Consider the following 21454-nt stretch of genomic DNA (forward strand, 5'->3'; position numbering starts at 1 on the left):
GCTAGTTGCCCGACGAGTGCCGGCCGTAACCGGTGGGGTCGTCGTCCGGGTCGGGACGGTGGTGCTGGCCGCGCAGCGACTCGCCTTCGCCGAAGTGGTGACCCGCCGGGCCGGGGTGATGGCGGCGCGGCGGCCGGGTGAACCGGTCGGCGGGCGGGCTGGGTTTGGGCGCGCGCCGCACCGCCACCTGGCGCAGCCGCTTGCCGCCGTCCACGTGAGACCCGTTGTGCGCGAAGCCGATCGGCTGAACCTGAGCGGGCCGTTCGTCGAGCACGCTGCGCCGGGACTCGACGGGGTCACGGCGGCGCACGTCGGCGGGCGGTGCGGGGGCGGGCTGCGGCCGTCGCGGCTGCCCGGCGCGTTGCTGCGCCTCGGGTTCGGGTTCACGCACCAGGATGAGTTCGACGTACGCGTCATCGTCGTCGTAGTTGTCGTCGTCGTCGTCATAGTCGCCGCCGTAGTCGTCCGGCCCGAACGCGTCGGTCCCGCCGTCGCGGTGCGCCCACGGGCGAAAACCCACCAGGAACAGCGCGGCGACGATCCCGAACAACGCGATGAACGCCGGCAACAGCACCGACTGCGACATGGCCGCCGCGAACGGCCCGCGCAGGAACTCGGGCAGCACCGGCCCGGCGGTCTCCTCACTCCCGCCGCCGGGCTGCCCCGGCATCTCGGCGCCGATCCGCCACGTCATGAACGCGGCCATGCCGGCGCTGCCCAGCACGGCGCCCAGCTGACGCACCGAGTTGTACACCGCGGACCCGGCGCCGGCCAGCTGCGCCGACAGGTTGCGCGTCGCGGTCGCCGTCAGCGGCGACCACACGAAGGCCATCCCCACACCCATCGCGAAGAACGGCAGCACCAGCCGCCAGATCGGCGTCGCCGGCGACATCTCGAAGGTGAGCCAGGTCAGCGCGATCGCCAGCAGCGAAAACCCGAAACCGAGCACCGGGCGCGGGTGGTAGCGGTCGACGATCTTGCCGACGAACGGCGCGAACACCCCGTTGGCGATCGCCATCGGCGCGATCAGCAGGGCCGAGCGGGTCGGCGACAGGGCGCACACCGCCTGGGCGTAAAACGTCAGCGGCAGCATCATGGCCGTCGCGGCGAACGAGATGATCGCCACGCCGATGTTGCACAGGCTGAAGTCGCGGTCGGCGAAGATCACCAGCGGGATCAGCGGCTCCCGGACATTGACCGACTGCCAGAACACGAACACCGTCACGAACCCGACACCCGCGACGATCAGCGCCCAGATCCAGGGTTGCCAGTGCGCGGCCTGGCCCTGCTGCAGCCCGAACACGATCAGGAACATGCCCACCCCGGACAACCCGACCCCGACCAGGTCGAAGCGGTGCGACTGGGTGGGCAGCACCGGAACCAGCCAGTACGCCAGGGCCAGCCCGAGCACCCCGATCGGGACATTGACGAAGAAGATCCACTGCCACCCGAGCCCGTCGACCAGCACCCCACCGGCCAGCGGCCCCACCAGGCTGGCCGCCCCGGCGGTGGCGCTCCACACGCTGACCGCCACGCCGCGCCGCTCCGGCGGGAAGATCCGGGTGATCGTCGACAACGTCTGCGGAGTCAGCACGCCGGCTCCGACACCCTGGACGACGCGGGCCGCGATCAGCATGGCGGCGCTGCCGGCCAGCCCGCACCACACCGACGCGACGGTGAACACCGCCAGGCCGATCAGGTACAGGTTCTTGGTACCGAACCGGTCGCCGAGACGCCCGGCCACCAACAGCACGACCGCGTACCCCAGCAGATAGGCGCTGGTCACCCAGACCACGGTGTCGTAGCCGATGTGCAGGTCGGCCATGATGGTCGGGTTGGCGATGGCGACGATGGTCGAGTCGACCATGATCATGAAGAAGCCGATCATCATCGCCCACAGCGGGTTCCACGGGTTCTGCGAGTGCGCCGAGCTTCGGGTGATGAGGTCCCAGCGGTGGGCGCCCGGGGCGGGCCCCGACGGCGCGCGCCGCCCAACCCCCGGCGTGCGGGGCGTAGCCGTGGTCATCCACCCCACCTCGTTTCGCTCCCGACGAACCTGTCCGGCGCCGTTTCCGCCGGATCGGCCCGCGCTGGCCGACCGGCCGCAACCAGGGCACCCGGCGGCCCGGCCGCCGCAGACGTCCAGCCTGCATTATCCCCGGCGCGGCAATGGGCCGGCAGGCAAGGATCCGCCGGGGACGGATAACGCGTCGGGAGGCGGCGCCGGCACGTTAGCCTGAAGGAACGCCATTTGCAGGAGAGAAAATATGCGGGCCCGACGGAACAGGTTTCCGAACCGGTTTTTCAGCACGTCCAGCGCGGCGGCGCGGACCGACAACGGTCGGCCCAAGGTGTCCGCGCGGGCGTTGGCGCAGGTGATCGAGCGCAGTTCGCGGATCCAGGGCCCGGCCGCCGAGGCGTACGTGACCCGGCTGCGCAACGCGCACCCCGACGCCGGCCCCGCCGAGATCCTGGCCAAGCTGCAGAAACGCTATCTGGCCATCGTGACCGCCGGCGGCGTCGCGGTGGGCGCCGCGGCCACCATCCCCGGGATCGGCACCCTGAGCGCGCTGTCCGCGGCGGCCGCCGAGACGGTGACCTTCCTGGAGGCCACCGCCTTCTTCGTGCTGGCGGCGGCGGTGGTCTACGACATCCCGGCCGATCACCGGGAACGCCGCCGCGCGCTGGTGCTGGCCGTGCTCGTCGGCGACAACAGCGAGCGGGCCGTCGCCCAGCTGATCGGCCCCGGGCGGACCCAGGGCGGCTGGGTCTCCGAGAGCCTGGCCGCGCTGCCGCTGTCGTCGATGTCGCGACTGAACTCCCGGCTGCTCAAGTCGTGGGTGCGCAGGTACACGCTGCGCCGGGGCGCGCTGCTGTTCGGCAAACTGCTGCCGGTCGGGATCGGCGTCGTCGTCGGCGCCGTCGGCAACTATCTGGCCGGCAAGAAGATCATCCGCAACGCCAACCGGGCCTTCGGCGCGCCGCCCGCGCGCTGGCCGCGGGCGCTGCATCTGGTGCCGCCCATCCACGAAGCCGGCTGAACCCCGGCTCCGTGGGCGGATCGGCGGCAAAAGGTTAGCCTTTATAGGGCGGAATCAATGAGGACCGCCACCAGTGTGGGGTGCTCGGGCACCCGGGACCGACAAGAGGGCAGGCGCCGCGGAACAGCGCTGCGGTGACCCTGCGGGACAACGGGATTGAGGCGAACTGCGGTCGTGAGCAACATAAGTTCACCATTCGGGCAGAACGAATGGCTGGTCGAGGAGATGTACCGCAAGTTCCGCGACGACCCGTCGTCGGTCGATCCGAGCTGGCACGAATTTCTCGTCGACTACAACCCCGAGCCCACCGGCGACTCGGTGCTGGCCGCCCCGGCCAGCACCGACGGCCCGTCCGCCCCGGCGCAGGCTGCCCCGCGAACCGCCCAGCCCGCCCAGCCCGCCCGGCCCGCGCCCCAGCCCGCCGCGGCTCCGGGCAACGGGGCGAGCACCCGCCCGGCCAAGCCCGCCACTCCCCCGCCGGCCGAGGGTGACGAGCTGCAGACGTTGCGCGGCGCCGCCGCGGCTGTCGTCAAGAACATGTCCGCGTCGCTGGAGGTGCCGACGGCCACCAGCGTGCGCGCCATCCCGGCCAAACTGCTGATCGACAACCGGATCGTCATCAACAACCAGCTCAAGCGCACCCGCGGCGGCAAGATCTCGTTCACTCACCTGTTGGGCTACGCGCTGGTGCAGGCGATCAAGAAGTTCCCGAACATGAATCGGCACTACGCCGAGATCGACGGCAAACCCACCGCGATCACCCCGGCGCACACCAACCTGGGCCTGGCCATCGATCTGCAGGGCAAGGACGGCAAGCGGTCGTTGGTGGTGGCCGGCATCAAGAACTGCGAGACCATGCGGTTCGCCCAGTTCGTCACCGCCTACGAGGACATCGTGCGGCGGGCCCGCGACGGCAAGCTGACCGCCGAAGACTTTGCCGGCGTGACGATTTCGCTCACCAACCCCGGCACCATCGGCACCGTGCACTCGGTACCGCGGCTGATGAACGGCCAGGGCGCCATCATCGGCGTGGGCGCGATGGAGTACCCCGCCGAATTCCAGGGGGCCAGCGAGGAACGCATCGCCGAACTGGGCATCGGCAAGCTGATCACACTGACCTCGACCTACGACCACCGCATCATCCAGGGCGCGGAATCCGGTGACTTCCTGCGCACCATCCACGAGATGCTGCTGTCGGACGCGTTCTGGGACGACATCTTCCGCGAGCTGAGCATCCCGTACCTGCCGATCCGGTGGAGCACCGACAACCCGGACTCGATCGTCGACAAGAACGCCCGGGTGATGGAGTTGATCGCGGCCTACCGCAACCGCGGGCACCTGATGGCCGACATCGACCCGCTGCGGTTGGACGGCAGCCGGTTCCGCAGCCACCCCGATCTGGAGATCCTCAACCACGGCCTGACGCTGTGGGACCTGGACCGGGTGTTCAAGGTCAACGGCTTCGCCGGGGCGGAGTACAAGAAGCTGCGCGACATCCTGGGCCTGCTGCGGGATGCGTACTGCCGCCACATCGGCGTGGAGTACACCCACATCCTCGACCCCGAGCAGCAGGAATGGCTGCAGCAGCGGGTCGAGACCAAACACGTCAAGCCGACGGTGGCCGAGCAGAAGTTCATCCTGAGCAAGCTGAACGCGGCCGAGGCCTTCGAGACCTTCCTGCAGACCAAATACGTTGGGCAGAAACGCTTTTCGCTGGAAGGCGCGGAAAGTGTGATCCCGATGATGGACGCGGCGATCGATCAGTGCGCCGAGCACGGGCTCGACGAAGTGGTGATCGGGATGCCGCACCGCGGCCGGCTCAACGTGCTGGCCAACATCGTCGGCAAGCCGTACTCGCAGATCTTCTCCGAGTTCGAGGGCAACCTCAACCCGGCGCAGGCGCACGGCTCCGGCGACGTCAAGTACCACCTGGGCGCCACCGGCGTGTACCTACAGATGTTCGGCGACAACGACATTCAGGTGTCGTTGACCGCCAACCCGTCGCACCTGGAGGCCGTCGACCCGGTGCTGGAGGGTCTGGTCCGGGCCAAGCAGGACCTGCTGGATCACGGCGCCGACGACCAGGGAGACGAGAAGGCCTTCTCGGTGGTGCCGATGATGCTGCACGGCGATGCCGCGTTCGCCGGCCAGGGTGTGGTGGCCGAGACACTGAACCTGACCCACCTGCCCGGCTACCGGGTCGGCGGCACCATCCACATCATCGTCAACAACCAGATCGGCTTCACCACAGCGCCGGAGCACTCGCGCTCCAGCGAGTACTGCACCGACGTCGCCAAGATGATCGGGGCCCCCATCTTCCACGTCAACGGCGACGACCCGGAGGCCTGCGCGTGGGTGGCCAAGCTGGCCGTCGACTTCCGGCAGAAATTCAAGAAGGACGTCGTCATCGACATGCTGTGCTACCGCAAGCGCGGGCACAACGAGGGCGACGACCCGTCGATGACCAACCCGGCCATGTACGACGTCGTCGACATCAAGCGCGGGGTGCGCAAGAGCTACACCGAGGCGCTGATCGGCCGCGGCGACATCTCGATGAAAGAGGCCGAGGACGCGCTGCGCGACTACCAGGGCCAGCTGGAGCGGGTGTTCAACGAGGTCCGCGAGCTGGAGAAGCACGGCGTGGGGCCCAGCGAGTCGGTGGAGGCCGACCAGATGCTGCCGGCGGGCCTGGCCACCGCGGTGGACAAGGCGCTGCTGGCCCGCATCGGCGACGCGTTCCTGGCGCTGCCGGAGGGTTTCACCGCCCACCCGCGGGTGCAGCCGGTACTGGAGAAGCGCCGGGAGATGGCCTACGAGGGCAAGATCGACTGGGCCTTCGCCGAACTGCTGGCGCTGGGCTCGCTGGTGGCCGAGGGCAAGCTGGTGCGGCTGTCCGGGCAGGACACCCGGCGCGGCACCTTCTCGCAACGGCACTCGGTGATCATCGACCGCAACACCGGCGAGGAGTTCACCCCGCTGCAGTTGCTGGCGACCAACCCCGACGGCACCCCGACCGGCGGCAAATTCCTGGTGTACGACTCCCCGCTGTCGGAGTACGCGGCCGTCGGCTTCGAGTACGGCTACACCGTCGGCAACCCCGACGCCCTGGTGCTGTGGGAGGCGCAGTTCGGCGACTTCGTCAACGGCGCGCAGTCGATCATCGACGAGTTCATCAGCTCCGGCGAGGCCAAGTGGGGTCAGCTGTCCAACGTGGTGCTGTTGCTGCCGCACGGGCACGAGGGCCAGGGCCCCGACCACACCTCGGCGCGCATCGAGCGCTTCCTGCAGCTGTGGGCGGAGGGGTCGATGACGATCGCGATGCCGTCCACCCCGTCCAACTACTTCCACCTATTGCGCCGGCACGCCCTGGACGGGATCAAGCGGCCGCTGATCGTGTTCACCCCGAAGTCGATGCTGCGCAACAAGGCCGCGGTCAGCGACATCAAGGACTTCACCGAGATCAAGTTCCGCTCGGTGCTCGAGGAGCCGACCTACGAGGACGGCATCGGCGATCGCGGCAAGGTCAGCCGGGTGCTGTTGACCAGCGGCAAGCTCTACTACGAGCTGGTCGCGCGCAAGAACAAGGACGACCGCGACGACGTGGCGATCGTGCGGATCGAACAGCTGGCCCCGCTGCCCAAGCGCCGGCTGGGCGAGACGCTGGACCGCTACCCGAACGTGCGCGAGTACTTCTGGGTGCAGGAGGAGCCGGCCAACCAGGGGGCCTGGCCGCGATTCGGCCTGGAGCTGCCCGAGCTGCTGCCCGACAAGCTGACCGGGCTCAAGCGGATTTCCCGCCGGGCGATGTCGGCGCCGTCGTCGGGCTCGTCGAAGGTGCACGCCGTCGAGCAGCAGGAGATCATCGACACCGCCTTCGCCTGAGGCGTCGACGGGTCCTCAGTGTCACGCCAGCGTGGCGCTCGGGGCCCGGCGCCACGCTGGCGTGACGCTCGGCGAGGCGGGCGGAGGCGACGTTCGCACCCGAGGACAGCGGTACCCCGGGTACCGGCTAGCCTCGACGTGAACCAACACGAGGGAGGCCGCTCATGCAGGGGTTCGCCGGCAAGGTCGCCGTGGTCACCGGCGCGGGATCGGGAATCGGGCAGGCGCTGGCCGTCGAGCTGGCCCGCTCGGGCGCCAAGGTGGCGATCAGCGACGTCGACCTCGAAGGCCTGGCCCACACCGAGGAACAGCTGAAGGCGATCGGCGCGCAGTACAAGGCCGATCGGCTCGACGTGACCGAGCGCGAGGCGTTCCTGGCCTACGCCGACGCGGTCAAGGAGCACTTCGGCAAGGTCAACCAGATCTACAACAACGCCGGCATCGCCTTCACCGGCGACGTCGAGGTCAGCCAGTTCAAGGACATCGAACGGGTGATGGACGTCGACTTCTGGGGCGTGGTCAACGGCACCAAGGCGTTCCTGCCGCACCTGATCGCCTCCGGCGACGGACATGTCGTCAACGTCTCCAGCGTGTTCGGCCTGTTCTCGGTGCCGGGCCAGGCGGCCTACAACTCGGCCAAGTTCGCCGTCCGCGGCTTCACCGAGGCGCTGCGCCAGGAGATGGCCGCGGCCGGTCACCCGGTGGCGGTGACGACCGTGCACCCCGGCGGCATTAAGACCGCGATCGCCCGCAACGCCACCGCGGCCGAGGGCCTCGACCAGGCCGAGCTGGCCAAGCTGTTCGACAAGCGGCTGGCCAAGACCACACCGCAGCGCGCCGCCCAGATCATCCTGGACGCGGTGCGCAAGAAGAAGGCGCGGGTGCTGGTCGGCTCGGACGCCAAGGCGCTCGACATCCTGGTGCGGCTGACCGGTTCGGGCTACCAGCGGCTGTTCGGGCCGGTCATGAGCCGGCTGCTGCCCAACTGATCACGAGACCCCCTATAGCCAGCATCGCTGGCAGCGATTACCGTCAAGCGGTCAAACCTGCTCGAGGGAGTGTGGCATGCAAGGGTTCGCCGGCAAGGTCGCCGTGGTCACCGGCGCCGGATCGGGCATCGGGCAGGCGCTGGCGGTGGAGCTGGGCCGGGCCGGGGCCAAGCTGGCGATCAGCGACGTGGACACCGCGGGGCTGGCGCAGACGGCGGAGCAGCTTGCCGCGATCGGCGCGCCGGTCAAGGCGGATCGGCTCGACGTGACCGAGCGCGAGGCGTTCCTGGCCTACGCCGACGCGGTCAACGAGCATTACGGCCGGGTCAACCAGATCTACAACAACGCCGGCATCACGTTCATCGGCTCCATCGAGGACAGCCGGTTCAAGGACATCGAACGGGTGGTCGACGTCGACTTCTGGGGCGTCGTCAACGGCACCAAGGCGTTCCTGCCCCACCTGATCGCCTCCGGCGACGGGCACGTCATCAACATCTCCAGCGCGCTCGGCCTGTTCTCGGCGCCCGGGCAGGCGGCCTACGTGTCGGCCAAGTTCGCCGTCCGCGGCTTCACCGAGGCGCTGCATCAAGAGATGCTGCGCGCCGGTCACCCGGTCCGGGTCACCACGGTGCACCCCGGCGGCATCAAAACCGCGTTCGCCCGCAACGCCACCGGTGTCGAGGGCCTCGACCACGCCGAGCTGGCCAGCCTGTTCGAGGAACAGCAGGCCAAGACGACGCCGCAGCGCGCCGCCCAGCTCATCCTGGACGGGGTGCGCCGCAACAAGGCCCGGGTGCTGGTCGGCCCCGACGTCAAGGCCATGGACCTGCTGGTGCGGGCGGCCGGCCCCAACTACGAGCGGCTGCTGGCCGGCCCGGTGATGGGCCGGGTCAAGGAGTTCGTGACCCGGTTGCTGCCCAAGCGTTAACGCCCGAGCGGGTGTTCGGCCAGCCAGCCGCCGGCCACCGCCTGCGGGTCGGCGCCGGTGTCCACCTGCCGGCGCATGTCGACCAGCGCCGCGGTGTCCAGCACGCCGGCCACTTCGTTGATCGCCAACAACTGCCGCTCGCTGAGCGCGTTGCGCCGGTACAGCGGCACCACGTTCTCGGCCCGGATCAGCGCGGGCTTGGCGTCGGCCAGCGCCACCAGGTCGGCGGGCGTCCTCGGATCGGCCGTCGTCGTCCACCCCGCGGTCAGCCGCCCCGCCCGCACCGCGGCGAACATCGTTGCGCCATCCGGGAATTCGCGCGGGGCAGCCAACCGGCAGCTGCCGACCGCCGGCGGCGCGGGGCGCCCGGCCACGGCCCCGACGACCAGGCTGTCGCAGTGCCGCGGCAACGTGCTCAGGTCCGCGCTGACGTCGCTGCCGCCCCACGCCTGGGCGGTGGCGCGGCTCACCAGCAACACGGGCTTGTCCTCGGCGGCCGTCGTGTAGTCGCCGGCCACGATGCCCTCGGGCAGGGCGGCGATCATCGCGCGGTACACGTCCTTGTCCGACATGGCCGTCGCGCCGGGCTGCAACGCCTGCAACACCCGTCCGGTGAAGGCGGGGACGACGGTGAACGCGCCCGAATCCAGTTGGGCTGTCGGGTCACCGGCCGTCGCGGGCCGCGCGGCGAAACCGTAGGACCGCAGCGCGGCGACGTAGATGCCGGCCAGCAGCGTCGAGGAGGCGTCGGGCCGCGAGCCCACCACCACCTCGGCGCGGGCGCGACGGTCGCCGGTGTCGGTCGTGCAGCCGGTGACGGCGAGTAGGGCGGTCAGCAGCGGCGCGACCAGCCTGCCGATTCTCACCCGGCGGGAGCGTCGGAAACTTCTGTGGCCAGCGCCACCGCGGTGGCGACCGCGTCCCCGACCCGGGCGTCCAGCGGGCTGGGCACGATCCGATCGGGCGCGAGGTCGTCGCTGACGACGGAGAAGATCGCCTCGGCCGCGGCGACCATCATCTTCTCGGTGATCCGGCGGGCACCGGCCTCCAGCGCGCCGCGGAACACCCCGGGGAACGCCAGCACGTTGTTGATCTGGTTGGGGAAATCGCTGCGCCCGGTGGCCACCACGGTGGCGTACTTCGCCGCGATCTGCGGATGGATCTCCGGGTCGGGGTTGGACAGCGCGAACACGATCCCGTTGGGCGCCATAGCCGCGATCATCTCCTCAGGCACCACACCCCCCGACAGCCCCAGGAACACGTCGGCGCCGCGGATCGCCTCGGCCAGGCTGCCGGTCAGGCCGGCCGGGTTGGTGCGCCGCGCCAACGCCGCCTTGACGTCGTTCATGTCGTCGCGGCCGGCGTGCAGGATCCCCCGCGAGTCGAGCACGGTGATGTCCGAAACACCCATCGCCATAAGGAGATTGGTGCACGCGACGCCGGCCGCCCCGGCTCCCGACACCACCACCTTCAGCGAGCTCATGTCCCGGCCCAGCAGCTTGCTTGCCCCCATCAGGGCGGCCAGCACGACGATCGCGGTGCCGTGCTGGTCGTCGTGCATCACCGGGCAGTCCAGCGCCTCGATGAGTCGGCGTTCGATCTCGAAGCAGCGCGGCGCGGAGATGTCCTCGAGGTTGACGGCGCCGAAGGTGGGGCGCAGCCGCACCAGGGTCTCCACGATCTCGTCGGGATCCTTGGTGTCCAGCACGATCGGGATGGCGTTCAGCCCGCCGTACGCCTGGAACAGGGCGCACTTGCCCTCCATCACCGGCAGCGACGCCGCGGGACCGATGTCGCCCAGGCCGAGCACCGCGCTGCCGTCGCTGACCACGGCCACCAGCCGGTTGGCCCAGGTGTAGTGCGCCGCTTGACGGTGGTCGGCGGCGATCGCCCGGCTGACCTGTGCCACGCCCGGGGTGTAGGCGATCGACAGCGCGCGCTGGGTGTCCAGCGGGGAGGTCAGGCTGACCGACAGCTTGCCGCCGACGTGTGCCGCGAAGATCTCGGCGTCCGTGATCGCGCCCTGCTCGGCGCGACTCTGTATCGATTCAAGCAATTCGGACACGCGCTTCAGGGTAAGGGCTACCCATAAGTAGTCCTAATTGCCCACGTCGGTCTCAGATCAGGCCGAGCTGGGTCACCGCGTTGCGCTCGTCGGCGAGCTCGGCGGTGGTCTTGTCGATCCGGCTGCGGGAGAACTCGTCGATCTCCAGGCCCTGCACGATGGTCCAGTCGCCGTCCTTGGTGGTCACCGGGAACGACGAGATCAGCCCCTCCGGCACGCCGTAGGAGCCGTCGGAAATGACGGCCATGGAGACCCAGTCGCCCGCCGGGGTGCCCAGCAGCCAGTCGCGGGCGGCGTCGGTGGTCGCCGAGGCGGCCGACGCGGCCGAGGAGGCGCCCCGCGCGTCGATGATGGCCGCGCCGCGCTTGGCCACGGTCGGGATGAAGTCGTTCTCGATCCAGTTCTGGTCACCCACCACCTCGGCCGCGTTCTTACCCTTGACCTCGGCGTGGAAGATGTCAGGGTACTGGGTGGCGGAGTGGTTGCCCCAGATCGTCATCTTTGTGATGTCGGTGACCTTGGCGCCGGTCTTTTTGGCCAGCTGCGAGATGGCCCGGTTGTGGTCCAGGCGGGTCAGCGCCGAGAACCGCTCGCGCGGGATGTCCGGGGCGTTGCTCATCGCGATCAACGCGTTGGTGTTGGCCGGGTTGCCGGTCACGCCGACGCGGATGTCGTCGGCGGCCACCTCGTTGAGCGCCTTGCCCTGCGCGGTGAAGATCGCGCCGTTGGCCTCCAGCAGGTCGCTGCGCTCCATGCCCGGGCCGCGCGGCCGCGCGCCGACCAGCAGCGCGAGGTTGGCGCCGTCGAAGATCTTGTTCGGGTCGGCGCCGATCTCGACGCCGGACAGCAGCGGGAAGGCGCAGTCGTCGAGTTCCATCACGACGCCCTCGAGCGCCTTGAGCGCGGGCTCGATCTCGAGCAGACGCAGTTCGATCGGGCGGTCGGGGCCCAGCAACGAGCCGCTGGCCAGGCGGAACAACAGGCTGTAGCCGATCTGGCCGGCGGCGCCGGTGACGGCAACCTTGAGAGGACTTGCGCTCACGTCGATGTACCCCTTGTGTGGAGAAGTTCGTGCAGATTCGGGTTCCGCTCGAAACTAGCGCACCCTTCTTTGCCGCCGATCTCCGGTCCGCTACCAGGGCTTTCCGCCGCGCGATCGTCACGCCGGCCGGCGCCGGGACGCGTAGCATGAGCACCGCCTGGTCTGACCTGCGCTGCGTGGGAGGTGGATGTGTTCCAGGGATTCGACGCATTGCCCGAAGTGCTTCGGCCCATCGCCCACCAACCGCACCCGCAGCCGGCGCCCGCGGCCCCGCCGGCCCGCGCGACGCTGGTCGACTGCGCGGTGTACGACGACGGGAACCGGCTGCCCGGTGTGTTCGGTTACGCCGACGCCCTGGACAAGGTCCGCGAGATCGAATCCCAGGGGCGCGAGGGATTCGTCTGGGTCGGCCTGCGCGAACCGAACCAGACCGAAATGCAGGAAGTGGCAGACGTTTTCGGGCTGCACGCGCTGGCCGTCGAGGACGCGGTGTGCGCCCATCAGCGGCCCAAGGTGGAGCGCTACGACGACACACTGTTTCTGGTGCTCAAGACCGTCAACTACGTGCCGCACGAATCGGTGGTGCTGGCCCGCGAGATCGTCGAGACCGGCGAGATCATGGTGTTCGTTGGCCGCGATTTCGTGGTGACCGTCCGGCACGGCGAACACGGCGGGCTGTCCGAGGTGCGCAAGCGGATGGACGGCGACCCCGAGCAGATGCGGCTGGGCCCGTTCGCGGTGATGCACGCGATCGCCGACCACGTGGTCGATCACTATCTCGAGGTGAGCAGCTTGATGCTCGCCGACATCGACAGCATCGAGGGGTTGGCGTTCGCCCCGGGCAGCAAGATCGACGTCGAACCGATCTATCTGCTCAAGCGCGAGGTCGTCGAACTGCGCCGCTGCGTCAACCCGCTGTCGTCGGCGTTTCACCGGATCCAGACCGAGAACAAGGACGTGATCTCCAAGGAGGTGCGCCGCTATCTGCGCGACGTCGCCGATCACCACTCCGAGGCCGCCGACCAGATCGCCAGCTACGACGACATGCTCAACTCGCTGATCCAGGCGGCCCTGGCCCGGGTGGGGATGCAGCAGAACAACGACATGCGCAAGATGGCGGCCTGGGCCGGCATTCTGGCGGTGCCGACCATGATCGCCGCCATTTACGGGATGAACTTCCATTTCATGCCCGAGCTCAACTGGACCTGGGGATACCCGGCGGTGATGGCGGGCATGGCCGTCGTCTGCCTGGTGCTGTACTTCCAGTTCCGCAACCGCAACTGGCTGTAGCGCTCGCTTTTTCCCGCGAGTTCCTCCGGGAAACGGCAGCGGTCAATTCGGCTGGGCGGCGGGGCGATTCGGGTCCAGCACGTCGACGCCGTCGTTGTCCCACGCCTGCCGCATCGCCTCCGCGCCCTTCAGCCGCACCCACGCCGCTTCCGTGGCGGTGATGGGGGTCGCCGACAGGAATTGCACCGGGTCGCGCGGCGGCGGCAGCGGCAGATCGGGAATGTCGCTGCGGCCCAACAGCACTGCCGTGAACGGCACCCGGGCCGACGGCGACGCCCACAGCGGCGAGCCCAGGTCGATCAGCGCGCCGGCGACCAGCACCGCGCCCTCGACGGCCGGGGATGCCGCCAGGATCGCCAGGCTCTTTGCGATGCCGGTGACCGGGCCGGGATCGCGTAGTCGCAGCACGATCTCGGCGCGCGGTCCGCGCACCGGGTCGGCGATCTCGGCCGTCGGTTCGGTCATCGGATGACGCGAGCAGCCCAGCGAGACGTAGTGCACCAGCCCGTCGGCCGTGCGGAACCGCAGCACCTCGATGGTTTCGGTACCCAGGAATGTCACGCTGGCCGAATCTGGCTCGTCGCCGCCGAAGTGCGCCCGCACGTGCGCGCGCACCGGCTCCAGGGCCTGGCTCACGGCGAGCCGGACGGCGCGACGGTCAGGTTCACCCCGGAGTCGGCGTCGAAGACCATCAGCTTCGTCGTGTCCAGCGCCAACTCGACCGTCTGGCCGATGGCCGCTTTGGATTCGGCGGGAACCCTTGCCACGAACTGGTTTTCGTGTGCATCCGCCTCGGCGGCCAGTTCGTCCAATTGGGTCGAGTGCGCGGCCCACGCCGCGGTGGAGAAGTACACGTACTTGTCGGCGCCCAGCGACTCGACCATGTCGACCTTGACCTCGAAGGTCAGCGCCCTGATCCGCTGGTAGCCGCCGATCAGCGCGGCGTCGGACAGGTGTTCGGGTCGCGCGCCGACGATGATGTTGTCCGGCTCGGGATGCTCGGCGATCACCTGTTGAACTTCCGGTGTCAGCATCACCTCGCCGAAGGGCAGCTTCAGCCCGATCGGCGTCAGCGTGGCGGGGAAGAAATTCATCGCCGGCGAGCCGATGAAGCCGGCGACGAACAGGTTGGCCGGGTTCTCGTACAGCTCGTCGGGGGTGCCGATCTGTTGTGCCACACCGGAATGCATCACCACCACGCGGTCACCCAGGGTCATGGCCTCGGTCTGGTCGTGGGTGACGTAGACCGTGGTGGTGCCCAGCCGCTTCTGCAGCCGGGCAATCTCGCCGCGCATCTGCACCCGCAGTTTGGCATCCAGGTTGGACAGCGGCTCGTCCATCAGGAACGCCTTCGGGTGCCGCACGATGGCCCGGCCCATCGCCACCCGCTGCCGCTGTCCGCCGGACAGCTGCGACGGCTTGCGGTCCAGAAAGTCGGTCAGGTCAAGGATTTTGGCCGTCTCGGCGACCTTCTGGGCGATCTCGGGCTTCTTCATCTTGGCCAGTGTCAACGGAAACGCGATGTTTTGGCGCACCGTCATGTGCGGGTATAGCGCATAGGACTGGAACACCATGGCGATATCGCGGTCCTTGGGCGCCTTCTCGTTCACCCGTTCGCCGCCGATGCGCAGCTCGCCGGATGAGATATCTTCAAGCCCGGCAATCATATTCAAGGTCGTGGTCTTGCCGCAGCCGGACGGGCCGACCAGGATCAGGAACTCGCCGTCGGCGATGGTGAGGTTGAGGTCGCGCACCGCCGTCGCGCCGTCCGGGTAGCTCTTGCTGACATGGTCCAGCACAATCTCGGCCATCGAGTCATCCCTTCACAGCGCCAGAGGTCAGCCCGGCGACGATCCGTCGTTGGAAGATTAGAACAAACAAGACGATGGGGACGGTGATCACCACGGCCCCGGCCGCGATCGATCCGGTCGGCTCCTCGAACTGTGAACTGCCGCTGAAGCTCACGATCGCCACCGGCGCGGTGATGGCCGCCTTGGTGGCGGTCAGGGTCAGCGCCAGCAGCAGATCGTTCCAGGCGAAGATGAACACCAGGATCGCCGCGGTCACCACGCCCGGCGCCGCCAGCGGCACGATCACCTTCCGGAACGCCTGCGCCGGCGTGGCGCCGTCGATTTTCGCTGCCTTCTCCAAATCCCATGGGATCTCCCGGAAGAACGCCGACAACGTGTAGATCGCCAGCGGCAGCGCAAAGGTGATGTACGGCAGGATCAAACCCGGCCAGGTGTCGAACAGGCCGAGGAAGCGTTCGATGTTGAACAGCGGCGTGACCAGCGAGATCGCCGGGAACATGGTGATCAGCAGGGTGGCCCCGATCAGCAGCCGCTTGCCGGGAAGGTCCAGCCGGGCCACGGCGTAGGCGGCCATGGCGCCGAGCAGCACCGCGACCGCGGTGGTGATCAGCCCGATCCCGACGGAGTTGATCAGCGCCGAGCTGAAGAAGTCGCCGCGGAAGATGCCGCGATAGTTTTCCAGCGATATCGCCGACGGAATCAGCTTGCCGTCCTTGACCGTTGACGTCGGCTTCAGCGACAGGCTGAAGATCCACAACACCGGAAGCAGCGCATACACCACCACCAGCGTGTCGATCACGGCCCAGAGCACCGTGCGACGCGCGGCGGTTCGGTTAACGGCCATCGACGTCACCACCGGGGGCTGCCGCACCGAAGACCTTGACGAAAACCAGCGCGATCAGGCCCACGCATCCGAAGATCAGCACGCTGATCGCCGAGCCCAGCCCCACGTTGAAACCCTTGAACAGGTTGTCGTAGCCCAGCATCGACACCGAACCGGTGTTGTTGGCGCCGTTGGTCAAAACGTAGATGTTGTCGAAAATTCGGAAGGCGTCCAGGGTTCGGAACAACAGCGCGACCACCACCGCCGGCTTGATGATCGGCAGGGTGACGCGGGTCAGCCGCCGCCAGGCGCCGGCGCCGTCCACCTGGGCCGCCTTGAGCAGGTCCTCGGGCACCAGCGCCAGACCGGCCAGCAGCAGCAGCGACATGAACGGGGTCGTCTTCCAGACCTCGGCGAGCACGACGATTGCCAGCGACGGGATCTGGGCGGTCAGCGGGGCGCTGCCGTGCGGCAGCAGGTTGGCCAGATAGCCGGTTCCGGGCGTCCAGGCGTAGTACCAGCTGTAGGACGCGACCGCGGTGACGATGCCGTACGGGATCAGCACCGCGGTGCGCACCAGGCCCTTGCCGACCAGGGTGCGGTGCATCACCAGCGCCAGCGCCAGGCCCAGCACGAATTCGGCGGACACCGAGACCACGGTGATGCCCAGCGTCACCGCCAGCGCGGTCCACCAATACCGGTCGCTGAGGATGGTCGCGTAATTGCTCAGGCCGACGAACGCGGTGTCGTGCGGAGCCGCAAGGTTGTTGCGCTGCAAGCTCAACCACACCGCATAGCCGATCGGGTAGGCCGTCACCGCCAGCATCAGAATCGCCGCCGGCGCAACCAGCACAAGCGCCAGCCGCTGTTCGGATGTCCGGCCCAGCACGCTCGGCGCGGCGGAAGATGTTGGGGTAGGGCGTGTTTCGCCGAGGGTGGCCGTCACGGCAGCAGCCCCTTCCCGTCGACGGCCTTTTGCACCTCGACGCTGAGCTGGTCGGCGGTGCGCTCCGGGTCGATCCCGGTGATCGGGCTCAGCGTCGCGGCGAGCCGGATGGACACCGTCTGATAGACGGGCGTGGCCGGTCGCACCGCGGCGTCGGTGAGCTGGCGGCGGATGATGGTGTACATCGGGTACTTGGTCTGGAACTGCGGGTCGGAGTACAGCGAGGTGCGCACCGGCGGCAGGCCGCCCTGGATCGCCACATACTTCTGATGCTGCAGGCTGCGCACGCAGCGGATGGCTTCGAACGCCTCGGCCCGGTGGCGGGTGGTGCTGGCCACCGCCAGGTTGGCCCCGCCGATGGTCACCTTGGCCGGAAGGCCCGGCGCCGCACCGGGATACGGCGCGAAGCCGAAGACCTTCTGGCTGGCCTGGTAGGCGATGCGGTATTGCTCGTCGGTGGGCACGAAGATGCCGACGTCGTTGATGCTGCCGGCCAACCTCGGGTCCCGGTTCAGCGGCAGGAAGGGCACGCCGCCCTTCACCGCGTTGTCCAGCATCGAGGCCAGCGCGTAGGGCCAGTTGACGGCCAGGGCGGCGCGGCCCTGTTCGACGGCCAGCCGCGCGGTGCCCTCGTCGGTGCGGGTGATCGAGGGATCGGCGCCGGGGGCGGTCGCCACCGACTTGAGGATGCGCAGCGCGTTGACGGTGGCCGCCCGGTGCGCCGGGGTGTCGGTCAGCGTGACGCGGCGGCCGTCCTCGGAGAGCACCCGCCCGCCGCCGCTGGCCAGCAACGTGTTGAACCAGACCACCAGGCCTTCGCCCTCGTTGGCCTGCACCGCGATCCAGCTGGGCTGACCCGCGGCGTGCAGCCGGGCCGCCTCGGTCACCACGGCGTCCCAGGTCCGCGGCGGCTGAGGCACCAAATCCGGCCGGTACCACAGCAATTGGGTGTTCGTCGTGACGGGCGCGGCGAACAGCCTGTCGTGCCAGCGCGCGGTGGACAGCGGGCCGGGCAAGGTGTCCACGGTCGCGTCGGCTTCGGCGCGGGCCGCGGGGTCGTCGGACAACGGCAGCGCCCAGCCCGCCTCGGCGAACTCCGCGGTCCACACCACGTCCAGCGACATGATGTCCAGCGTGCGGTCGCGACCGGTCAGCCGACGGGCCAGCTGCAACCGCTGCTCGCCCGGGGCCCGGGGCAGGCTGATCTGTTGAATGGCGAAGCGACCGCCGAACTGCCTGGTGCAATCCTGGGCGATCGCGGCGAACGTGGCGCCGTCGGTGGCCGTGGTGTAGAAGCTGATCACCAGCCCGCGCGGCCCGGCGGCGCACGCCGACGACGCCGCGGCGATGGTGAGTGTCGCCAGCGCGACCGCGCCTGCCCGGCGTACGCGCCCACGACCGATCACCACTTGTTCACACCTCTCGTGCGCGCCTCAAATCGCCAAGCGCGCCAACAGGTCCCGCGCCTTCTCCGCATTCTGCGGATCGCAGAGCACGTCGTAGCGGCCCGCCACCAGCTGCATGGTCGAGCTGAAATCCCTTGTGCCACGGGCCATCGAGTAAGGAACGGCGGAGGTGATCAACCCGAAGAACACACCGGCGACCAGACCGGTGGCCAGCGCCCCCCACGGGTTGGGGCTGAAGAATCCGAGCACCAGCCCGATGAACAAACCCAGCCATGCCCCGCTCAGCACGCCACCGCCGAGCACCTTGGGCCAGGTCAGCCGGCCGGTCACCCGTTCCACCTGCATCAGGTCGACCCCGACGATGGTGACCTGCTGGACCGGGAACTGCTGGTCGGACAGGTAGTCGACGGCACGCTGCGCCTCGGCGTAGGTGGGATAGGAGCCGACGGGCCAGCCCCGGGGCGGTGTCGGCAGACCGGGCACGCCGCGGCGACCGCCCGCGCCGGGGGGTGGCGCGCCGGGAACCTGCCCGGGCTGGAAAGGACTAGTCATCGCCGCTCATTCTCCTCCGCCTCGACCGTCGTTTCATCTCAGGTCCTCCCCAGCCTATCCAGCCGGTCCAGCCGGCCAACGGATGCCACCTGCGGAAACACCGCGCGCCGCGCGCCGGGCTTCGGCGCCGCAACCGCCGGTCGCGGATGGGTTAGGTTGAACACCATGACGGCTCCCGGCGGCGGCTTCGGCGAGAGCGCCCAACACGACCACCACGGCGACCAGGCCCACGGCGACAAGCCCAACGACGACGCAACCTCGGCGCCGCACGCCCAGCCGGCCCCGTGGGAACCGCCCGCCGGCTCCGTGCCCCCGCCCTACCCACCGCCGGGCTATCCGGCCGACTACCCACCCGGCTATCCGCCCCCGTACCCGCCGCCGGCTCCGTCCCCGGTTCCGCCGCCCCCGCCCGGGTACGGGCCGCCGCCCCCGCCGGGCTACGGGCCGCCCGGATACCCGGGTGGCTACTACCCCGGTCCGGATTACGGTGGCTACCCGCCCCAGCCGCCGCTGCTCGGCGGGCAGCCCGGGACCAACGGTTTGGCGATCGCCTCGCTCATCGCGTCGTTCACCGGCCTGCTGTGCGGCATCGGCTCGGTCGTGGCCATCGTGCTGGGCGCGATCGCCCTCGACCAGATCAAGCGGACCCGCCAGGACGGCTTCGGCCTGGCCGTCGCCGGCATCGTCATCGGAATCGCCACCCTGGTGGTGACTTTGGTGGTCGTGCTGTTCGCCTTGCACACCCACTAGGTGCGCTCGGCCATCGAACCGGCAGCTGCCTAGGCTCTACTGGCATGGGATCGGTCAACAGGGTGTACATCGCGCGGCTGGCGCGGATGCTGGTGCTGGGCCCGCTCGGCGAATCCGTCGGCCGGGTCCGCGACGTGGTGATCAGCATCAGCATCGTCCGCCAGCAACCGCGGGTGCTGGGGCTGGTCGTCGACCTGGCGACGCGGCGCAGCATCTTCATCCCGATCCTGCGGGTGGCCGCCATCGACCCCAACGCCGTGACGCTGAGCACCGGCAGCGTGTCGCTGCGTCATTTCGAGCAGCGGCCCGGGGAGGTGCTGGCGATAGGTCAGGTGCTCGACACCGTGGTCAAGGTCAACGACCCCGAACTGCCGGAGCTGGCCGGCGTCGACGTGGTGGTGACCGACCTGGGCATCGAGCAGACCCGGACGCGGGACTGGATGGTCACCCGGGTCGCGGTGCGCCCGCAGCGACGGCTGCGCCGGCGCGGCCCGGTGCACGTGGTGGACTGGCGCAACGTGCAGGGCCTGACCCCGTCCGCGCTGGCGCTGCCCGGCCAGGCCGTCGCGCAGCTGCTCGAACAGTTCGAGGGCCGCAAGCCCGTCGACGTCGCCGACGCCATCCGCGGACTCCCGCCCAAGCGCCGCTACGAGGTGCTCAAGGCGCTCAACGACGACCGGCTGGCCGACATCCTGCAGGAGCTGCCCGAACTCGACCAGGCCGAGGTGCTCTCGCAGCTGGGGACCGAACGGTCGGCCGACGTGCTCGAGGAGATGGATCCCGACGACGCCGCCGACCTGCTCGGGGTGCTCAATCCGACCGACGCCGAGATGCTGCTGAAACGGATGGACCCCGGCGATTCGGCCTCGGTGCGCCGCCTACTCACCCACTCCCCCGACACCGCGGGCGGCCTGATGACGTCCAACCCGGTGGTGCTCACCCCGGACACCGCGGTCGCCGAGGCGCTGGCCCGGGCCCGCGATCCCGATCTGACCGCCGCGCTGTCGTCCATGGTGTTCGTGGTGCGCCCGCCCACGGCCACCCCCACCGGCCGCTACCTGGGCTGTGTGCCGTTGCAGCGGCTGCTGCGCGAGGCGCCGGCCGAGCTGGTCGGCGGGATCGTCGACAGCGACCTGCTGACGCTGCGGCCGGAGACGCCGCTGGTCGCGGTGACCCGCTACCTGGCCGCATACAACCTGGTGTGCGGCCCCGTGGTCGACGACGAGAACCACCTGCTGGGCGCGGTGACCGTGGACGACCTGCTCGATCACCTGCTGCCGCCGGACTGGCGGGTGGACATGCAGGAACTCGACACCGCCGGCCGGCTCGAGGGACTGGGAGGATCCGGGTGAGCAAATCCACGGCTGTGCGCCGGCTGTACACGCCGCGGACATCGCGCCGGTACTCGCCGCGGCTGGATCCCGAGACCGTCGGGCAGATCACCGAGTCGATCGCGCGCTTCTTCGGCACCGGCCGGTACCTGCTGCTGCAGACCATCGTGGTGGCGGTGTGGATCGTGGTGAACGTGTTCGCGGTGCGACTGCGCTGGGATCCCTATCCGTTCATCCTGCTGAACCTGGCGTTCTCCACCCAGGCCGCCTACGCGGCGCCGCTGATCCTGTTGGCGCAGAACCGGCAGGAGAACCGCGACCGGGTGGCGCTCGAAGAGGACCGCCGTCGCGCCGCCCAGACCAAGGCCGACACCGAATACCTGGCCCGCGAGCTGGCCGCGGTGCGGCTGGCCGTCGGCGAGGTGGTGACGCGGGAGTACCTGCGCCACGAGCTCGACGACCTGCGTGAACTGCTCGCCGAGCTGCGGCCCCAAAGCGCCGACGGCGAGCCGGTTTCCGGCGCCGACAACCGGGAGCAGACGGCTAAGAAATCCAGGTGAGAACCGGTCAAACCATTGCGCCACTCGCGTCACAAGAG

General features: G+C 69.4%; 18 protein-coding genes. 8 read left to right on the forward strand and 10 right to left on the reverse strand.

Translation table 11 applies throughout. The features are described 5' to 3' along the window. Position 1: 1 nt before the first annotated feature. On the reverse strand, positions 2-2026 hold the full coding sequence (locus H7I87_RS18980; protein WP_033726715.1) for an MFS transporter: 2025 nt from the start codon (positions 2024-2026) through the stop codon (positions 2-4). 241 nt (positions 2027-2267) lie between these two features. Here H7I87_RS18980 and H7I87_RS18985 point away from each other — a divergent pair, with 241 nt between their 5' ends. From H7I87_RS18985 to H7I87_RS19000, 4 genes are all read left to right on the forward strand, one after another. Next, positions 2268-3041: a hypothetical protein gene (locus tag H7I87_RS18985; RefSeq protein WP_023868588.1), complete on the forward strand. Its 774-nt coding sequence runs from the start codon at positions 2268-2270 to the stop codon at positions 3039-3041. Positions 3042-3215: 174 nt separating this feature from the next. Then, positions 3216-6923, forward strand: a complete 3708-nt coding sequence (locus H7I87_RS18990; RefSeq protein WP_264002829.1) for a multifunctional oxoglutarate decarboxylase/oxoglutarate dehydrogenase thiamine pyrophosphate-binding subunit/dihydrolipoyllysine-residue succinyltransferase subunit — start codon at positions 3216-3218, stop codon at positions 6921-6923. A gap of 164 nt (positions 6924-7087) precedes the next feature. Beyond that, a complete protein-coding gene (locus H7I87_RS18995) occupies positions 7088-7912 on the forward strand; it encodes an SDR family NAD(P)-dependent oxidoreductase (RefSeq protein ID WP_003875543.1) in 825 nt (274 codons plus the stop codon). Positions 7913-7988: 76 nt separating this feature from the next. Next, on the forward strand, positions 7989-8840 hold the full coding sequence (locus tag H7I87_RS19000; protein ID WP_003878447.1) for an SDR family NAD(P)-dependent oxidoreductase: 852 nt from the start codon (positions 7989-7991) through the stop codon (positions 8838-8840). On the opposite strand, the gene H7I87_RS19005 is transcribed toward H7I87_RS19000, so the two are convergent. The 3 genes from H7I87_RS19005 to H7I87_RS19015 are packed head-to-tail and all read right to left on the reverse strand — an operon-like array spanning position 8837 to position 11947. Further along, on the reverse strand, positions 8837-9706 hold the full coding sequence (locus H7I87_RS19005) for a glycine betaine ABC transporter substrate-binding protein (protein ID WP_063967047.1): 870 nt from the start codon (positions 9704-9706) through the stop codon (positions 8837-8839). The genes H7I87_RS19000 and H7I87_RS19005 overlap by 4 nt on opposite strands. After that, positions 9703-10905 carry an NAD(P)-dependent malic enzyme gene (locus tag H7I87_RS19010; protein WP_009975595.1) on the reverse strand — a complete coding sequence of 401 codons (1203 nt, stop codon included), beginning with the start codon at positions 10903-10905 and terminating at the stop codon, positions 9703-9705. The genes H7I87_RS19005 and H7I87_RS19010 overlap by 4 nt, the downstream gene beginning before the upstream one ends. Before the next feature lie 52 nt (positions 10906-10957). After that, entirely contained in the window at positions 10958-11947 is a 990-nt protein-coding gene (locus H7I87_RS19015; protein ID WP_009975594.1) for a malate dehydrogenase, read from the reverse strand. Between the two features lie 189 nt (positions 11948-12136). Here H7I87_RS19015 and corA point away from each other — a divergent pair, with 189 nt between their 5' ends. Next, complete coding sequence (gene corA / locus H7I87_RS19020) at positions 12137-13237, forward strand: magnesium/cobalt transporter CorA (RefSeq protein WP_033726712.1); 1101 nt, start codon at positions 12137-12139, stop codon at positions 13235-13237. Between the two features lie 42 nt (positions 13238-13279). Here corA and H7I87_RS19025 read toward each other — a convergent pair whose 3' ends face one another. Genes H7I87_RS19025 through H7I87_RS19050 form a run of 6 tightly spaced genes read right to left on the reverse strand, consistent with a single transcriptional unit; the run spans position 13280 to position 18775 of the window. Continuing rightward, complete coding sequence (locus H7I87_RS19025; RefSeq protein WP_023861274.1) at positions 13280-13873, reverse strand: suppressor of fused domain protein; 594 nt, start codon at positions 13871-13873, stop codon at positions 13280-13282. Then, on the reverse strand, positions 13870-15048 hold the full coding sequence (locus H7I87_RS19030) for an ABC transporter ATP-binding protein (RefSeq protein WP_023861273.1): 1179 nt from the start codon (positions 15046-15048) through the stop codon (positions 13870-13872). Before H7I87_RS19030 ends, H7I87_RS19025 begins: the two co-directional genes overlap by 4 nt. A gap of 4 nt (positions 15049-15052) precedes the next feature. After that, complete coding sequence (locus H7I87_RS19035) at positions 15053-15892, reverse strand: carbohydrate ABC transporter permease (protein WP_031343953.1); 840 nt, start codon at positions 15890-15892, stop codon at positions 15053-15055. Continuing rightward, positions 15882-16760: a carbohydrate ABC transporter permease gene (locus tag H7I87_RS19040; protein ID WP_009975585.1), complete on the reverse strand. Its 879-nt coding sequence runs from the start codon at positions 16758-16760 to the stop codon at positions 15882-15884. Before H7I87_RS19040 ends, H7I87_RS19035 begins: the two co-directional genes overlap by 11 nt. 53 nt (positions 16761-16813) lie before the next feature. Then, a complete protein-coding gene (locus H7I87_RS19045; RefSeq protein ID WP_023861270.1) occupies positions 16814-18226 on the reverse strand; it encodes an extracellular solute-binding protein in 1413 nt (470 codons plus the stop codon). Positions 18227-18250: 24 nt separating this feature from the next. Beyond that, positions 18251-18775: a YflT domain-containing protein gene (locus H7I87_RS19050; protein WP_003875531.1), complete on the reverse strand. Its 525-nt coding sequence runs from the start codon at positions 18773-18775 to the stop codon at positions 18251-18253. 165 nt (positions 18776-18940) lie between these two features. On the opposite strand from H7I87_RS19050, the gene H7I87_RS19055 reads away from it, so the two are divergent. Genes H7I87_RS19055 through H7I87_RS19065 form a run of 3 tightly spaced genes read left to right on the forward strand, consistent with a single transcriptional unit; the run spans position 18941 to position 21416 of the window. Then, positions 18941-19525, forward strand: a complete 585-nt coding sequence (locus H7I87_RS19055; protein WP_031347745.1) for a DUF4190 domain-containing protein — start codon at positions 18941-18943, stop codon at positions 19523-19525. Positions 19526-19569: 44 nt separating this feature from the next. Further along, positions 19570-20877, forward strand: a complete 1308-nt coding sequence (locus tag H7I87_RS19060; RefSeq protein ID WP_009975580.1) for a magnesium transporter MgtE N-terminal domain-containing protein — start codon at positions 19570-19572, stop codon at positions 20875-20877. Further along, positions 20874-21416 carry a DUF1003 domain-containing protein gene (locus H7I87_RS19065; protein WP_011724094.1) on the forward strand — a complete coding sequence of 181 codons (543 nt, stop codon included), beginning with the start codon at positions 20874-20876 and terminating at the stop codon, positions 21414-21416. The genes H7I87_RS19060 and H7I87_RS19065 overlap by 4 nt, the downstream gene beginning before the upstream one ends. Positions 21417-21454: the final 38 nt, after the last annotated feature.

The organism is Mycobacterium timonense (assembly GCF_025821985.1).
Taxonomy (GTDB): Bacteria; Actinomycetota; Actinomycetes; order Mycobacteriales; family Mycobacteriaceae; genus Mycobacterium; species Mycobacterium avium.

Excerpts from the sequence above, each read along its gene's own strand:
- H7I87_RS18980 (WP_033726715.1), bottom strand. The coding sequence starts at position 2,026 with ATGACCACGGCTACGCCCCGCACGCCGGGGGTTGGGCGGCGCGCGCCG.
- H7I87_RS18985 (WP_023868588.1), top strand. The coding sequence starts at position 2,268 with ATGCGGGCCCGACGGAACAGGTTTCCGAACCGGTTTTTCAGCACGTCC.
- H7I87_RS18995 (WP_003875543.1), top strand. The coding sequence starts at position 7,088 with ATGCAGGGGTTCGCCGGCAAGGTCGCCGTGGTCACCGGCGCGGGATCG.
- H7I87_RS19000 (WP_003878447.1), top strand. The coding sequence starts at position 7,989 with ATGCAAGGGTTCGCCGGCAAGGTCGCCGTGGTCACCGGCGCCGGATCG.
- H7I87_RS19030 (WP_023861273.1), bottom strand. The coding sequence starts at position 15,048 with ATGGCCGAGATTGTGCTGGACCATGTCAGCAAGAGCTACCCGGACGGC.
- H7I87_RS19035 (WP_031343953.1), bottom strand. The coding sequence starts at position 15,892 with ATGGCCGTTAACCGAACCGCCGCGCGTCGCACGGTGCTCTGGGCCGTG.
- H7I87_RS19050 (WP_003875531.1), bottom strand. The coding sequence starts at position 18,775 with ATGACTAGTCCTTTCCAGCCCGGGCAGGTTCCCGGCGCGCCACCCCCC.
- H7I87_RS19055 (WP_031347745.1), top strand. The coding sequence starts at position 18,941 with ATGACGGCTCCCGGCGGCGGCTTCGGCGAGAGCGCCCAACACGACCAC.
- H7I87_RS19060 (WP_009975580.1), top strand. The coding sequence starts at position 19,570 with ATGGGATCGGTCAACAGGGTGTACATCGCGCGGCTGGCGCGGATGCTG.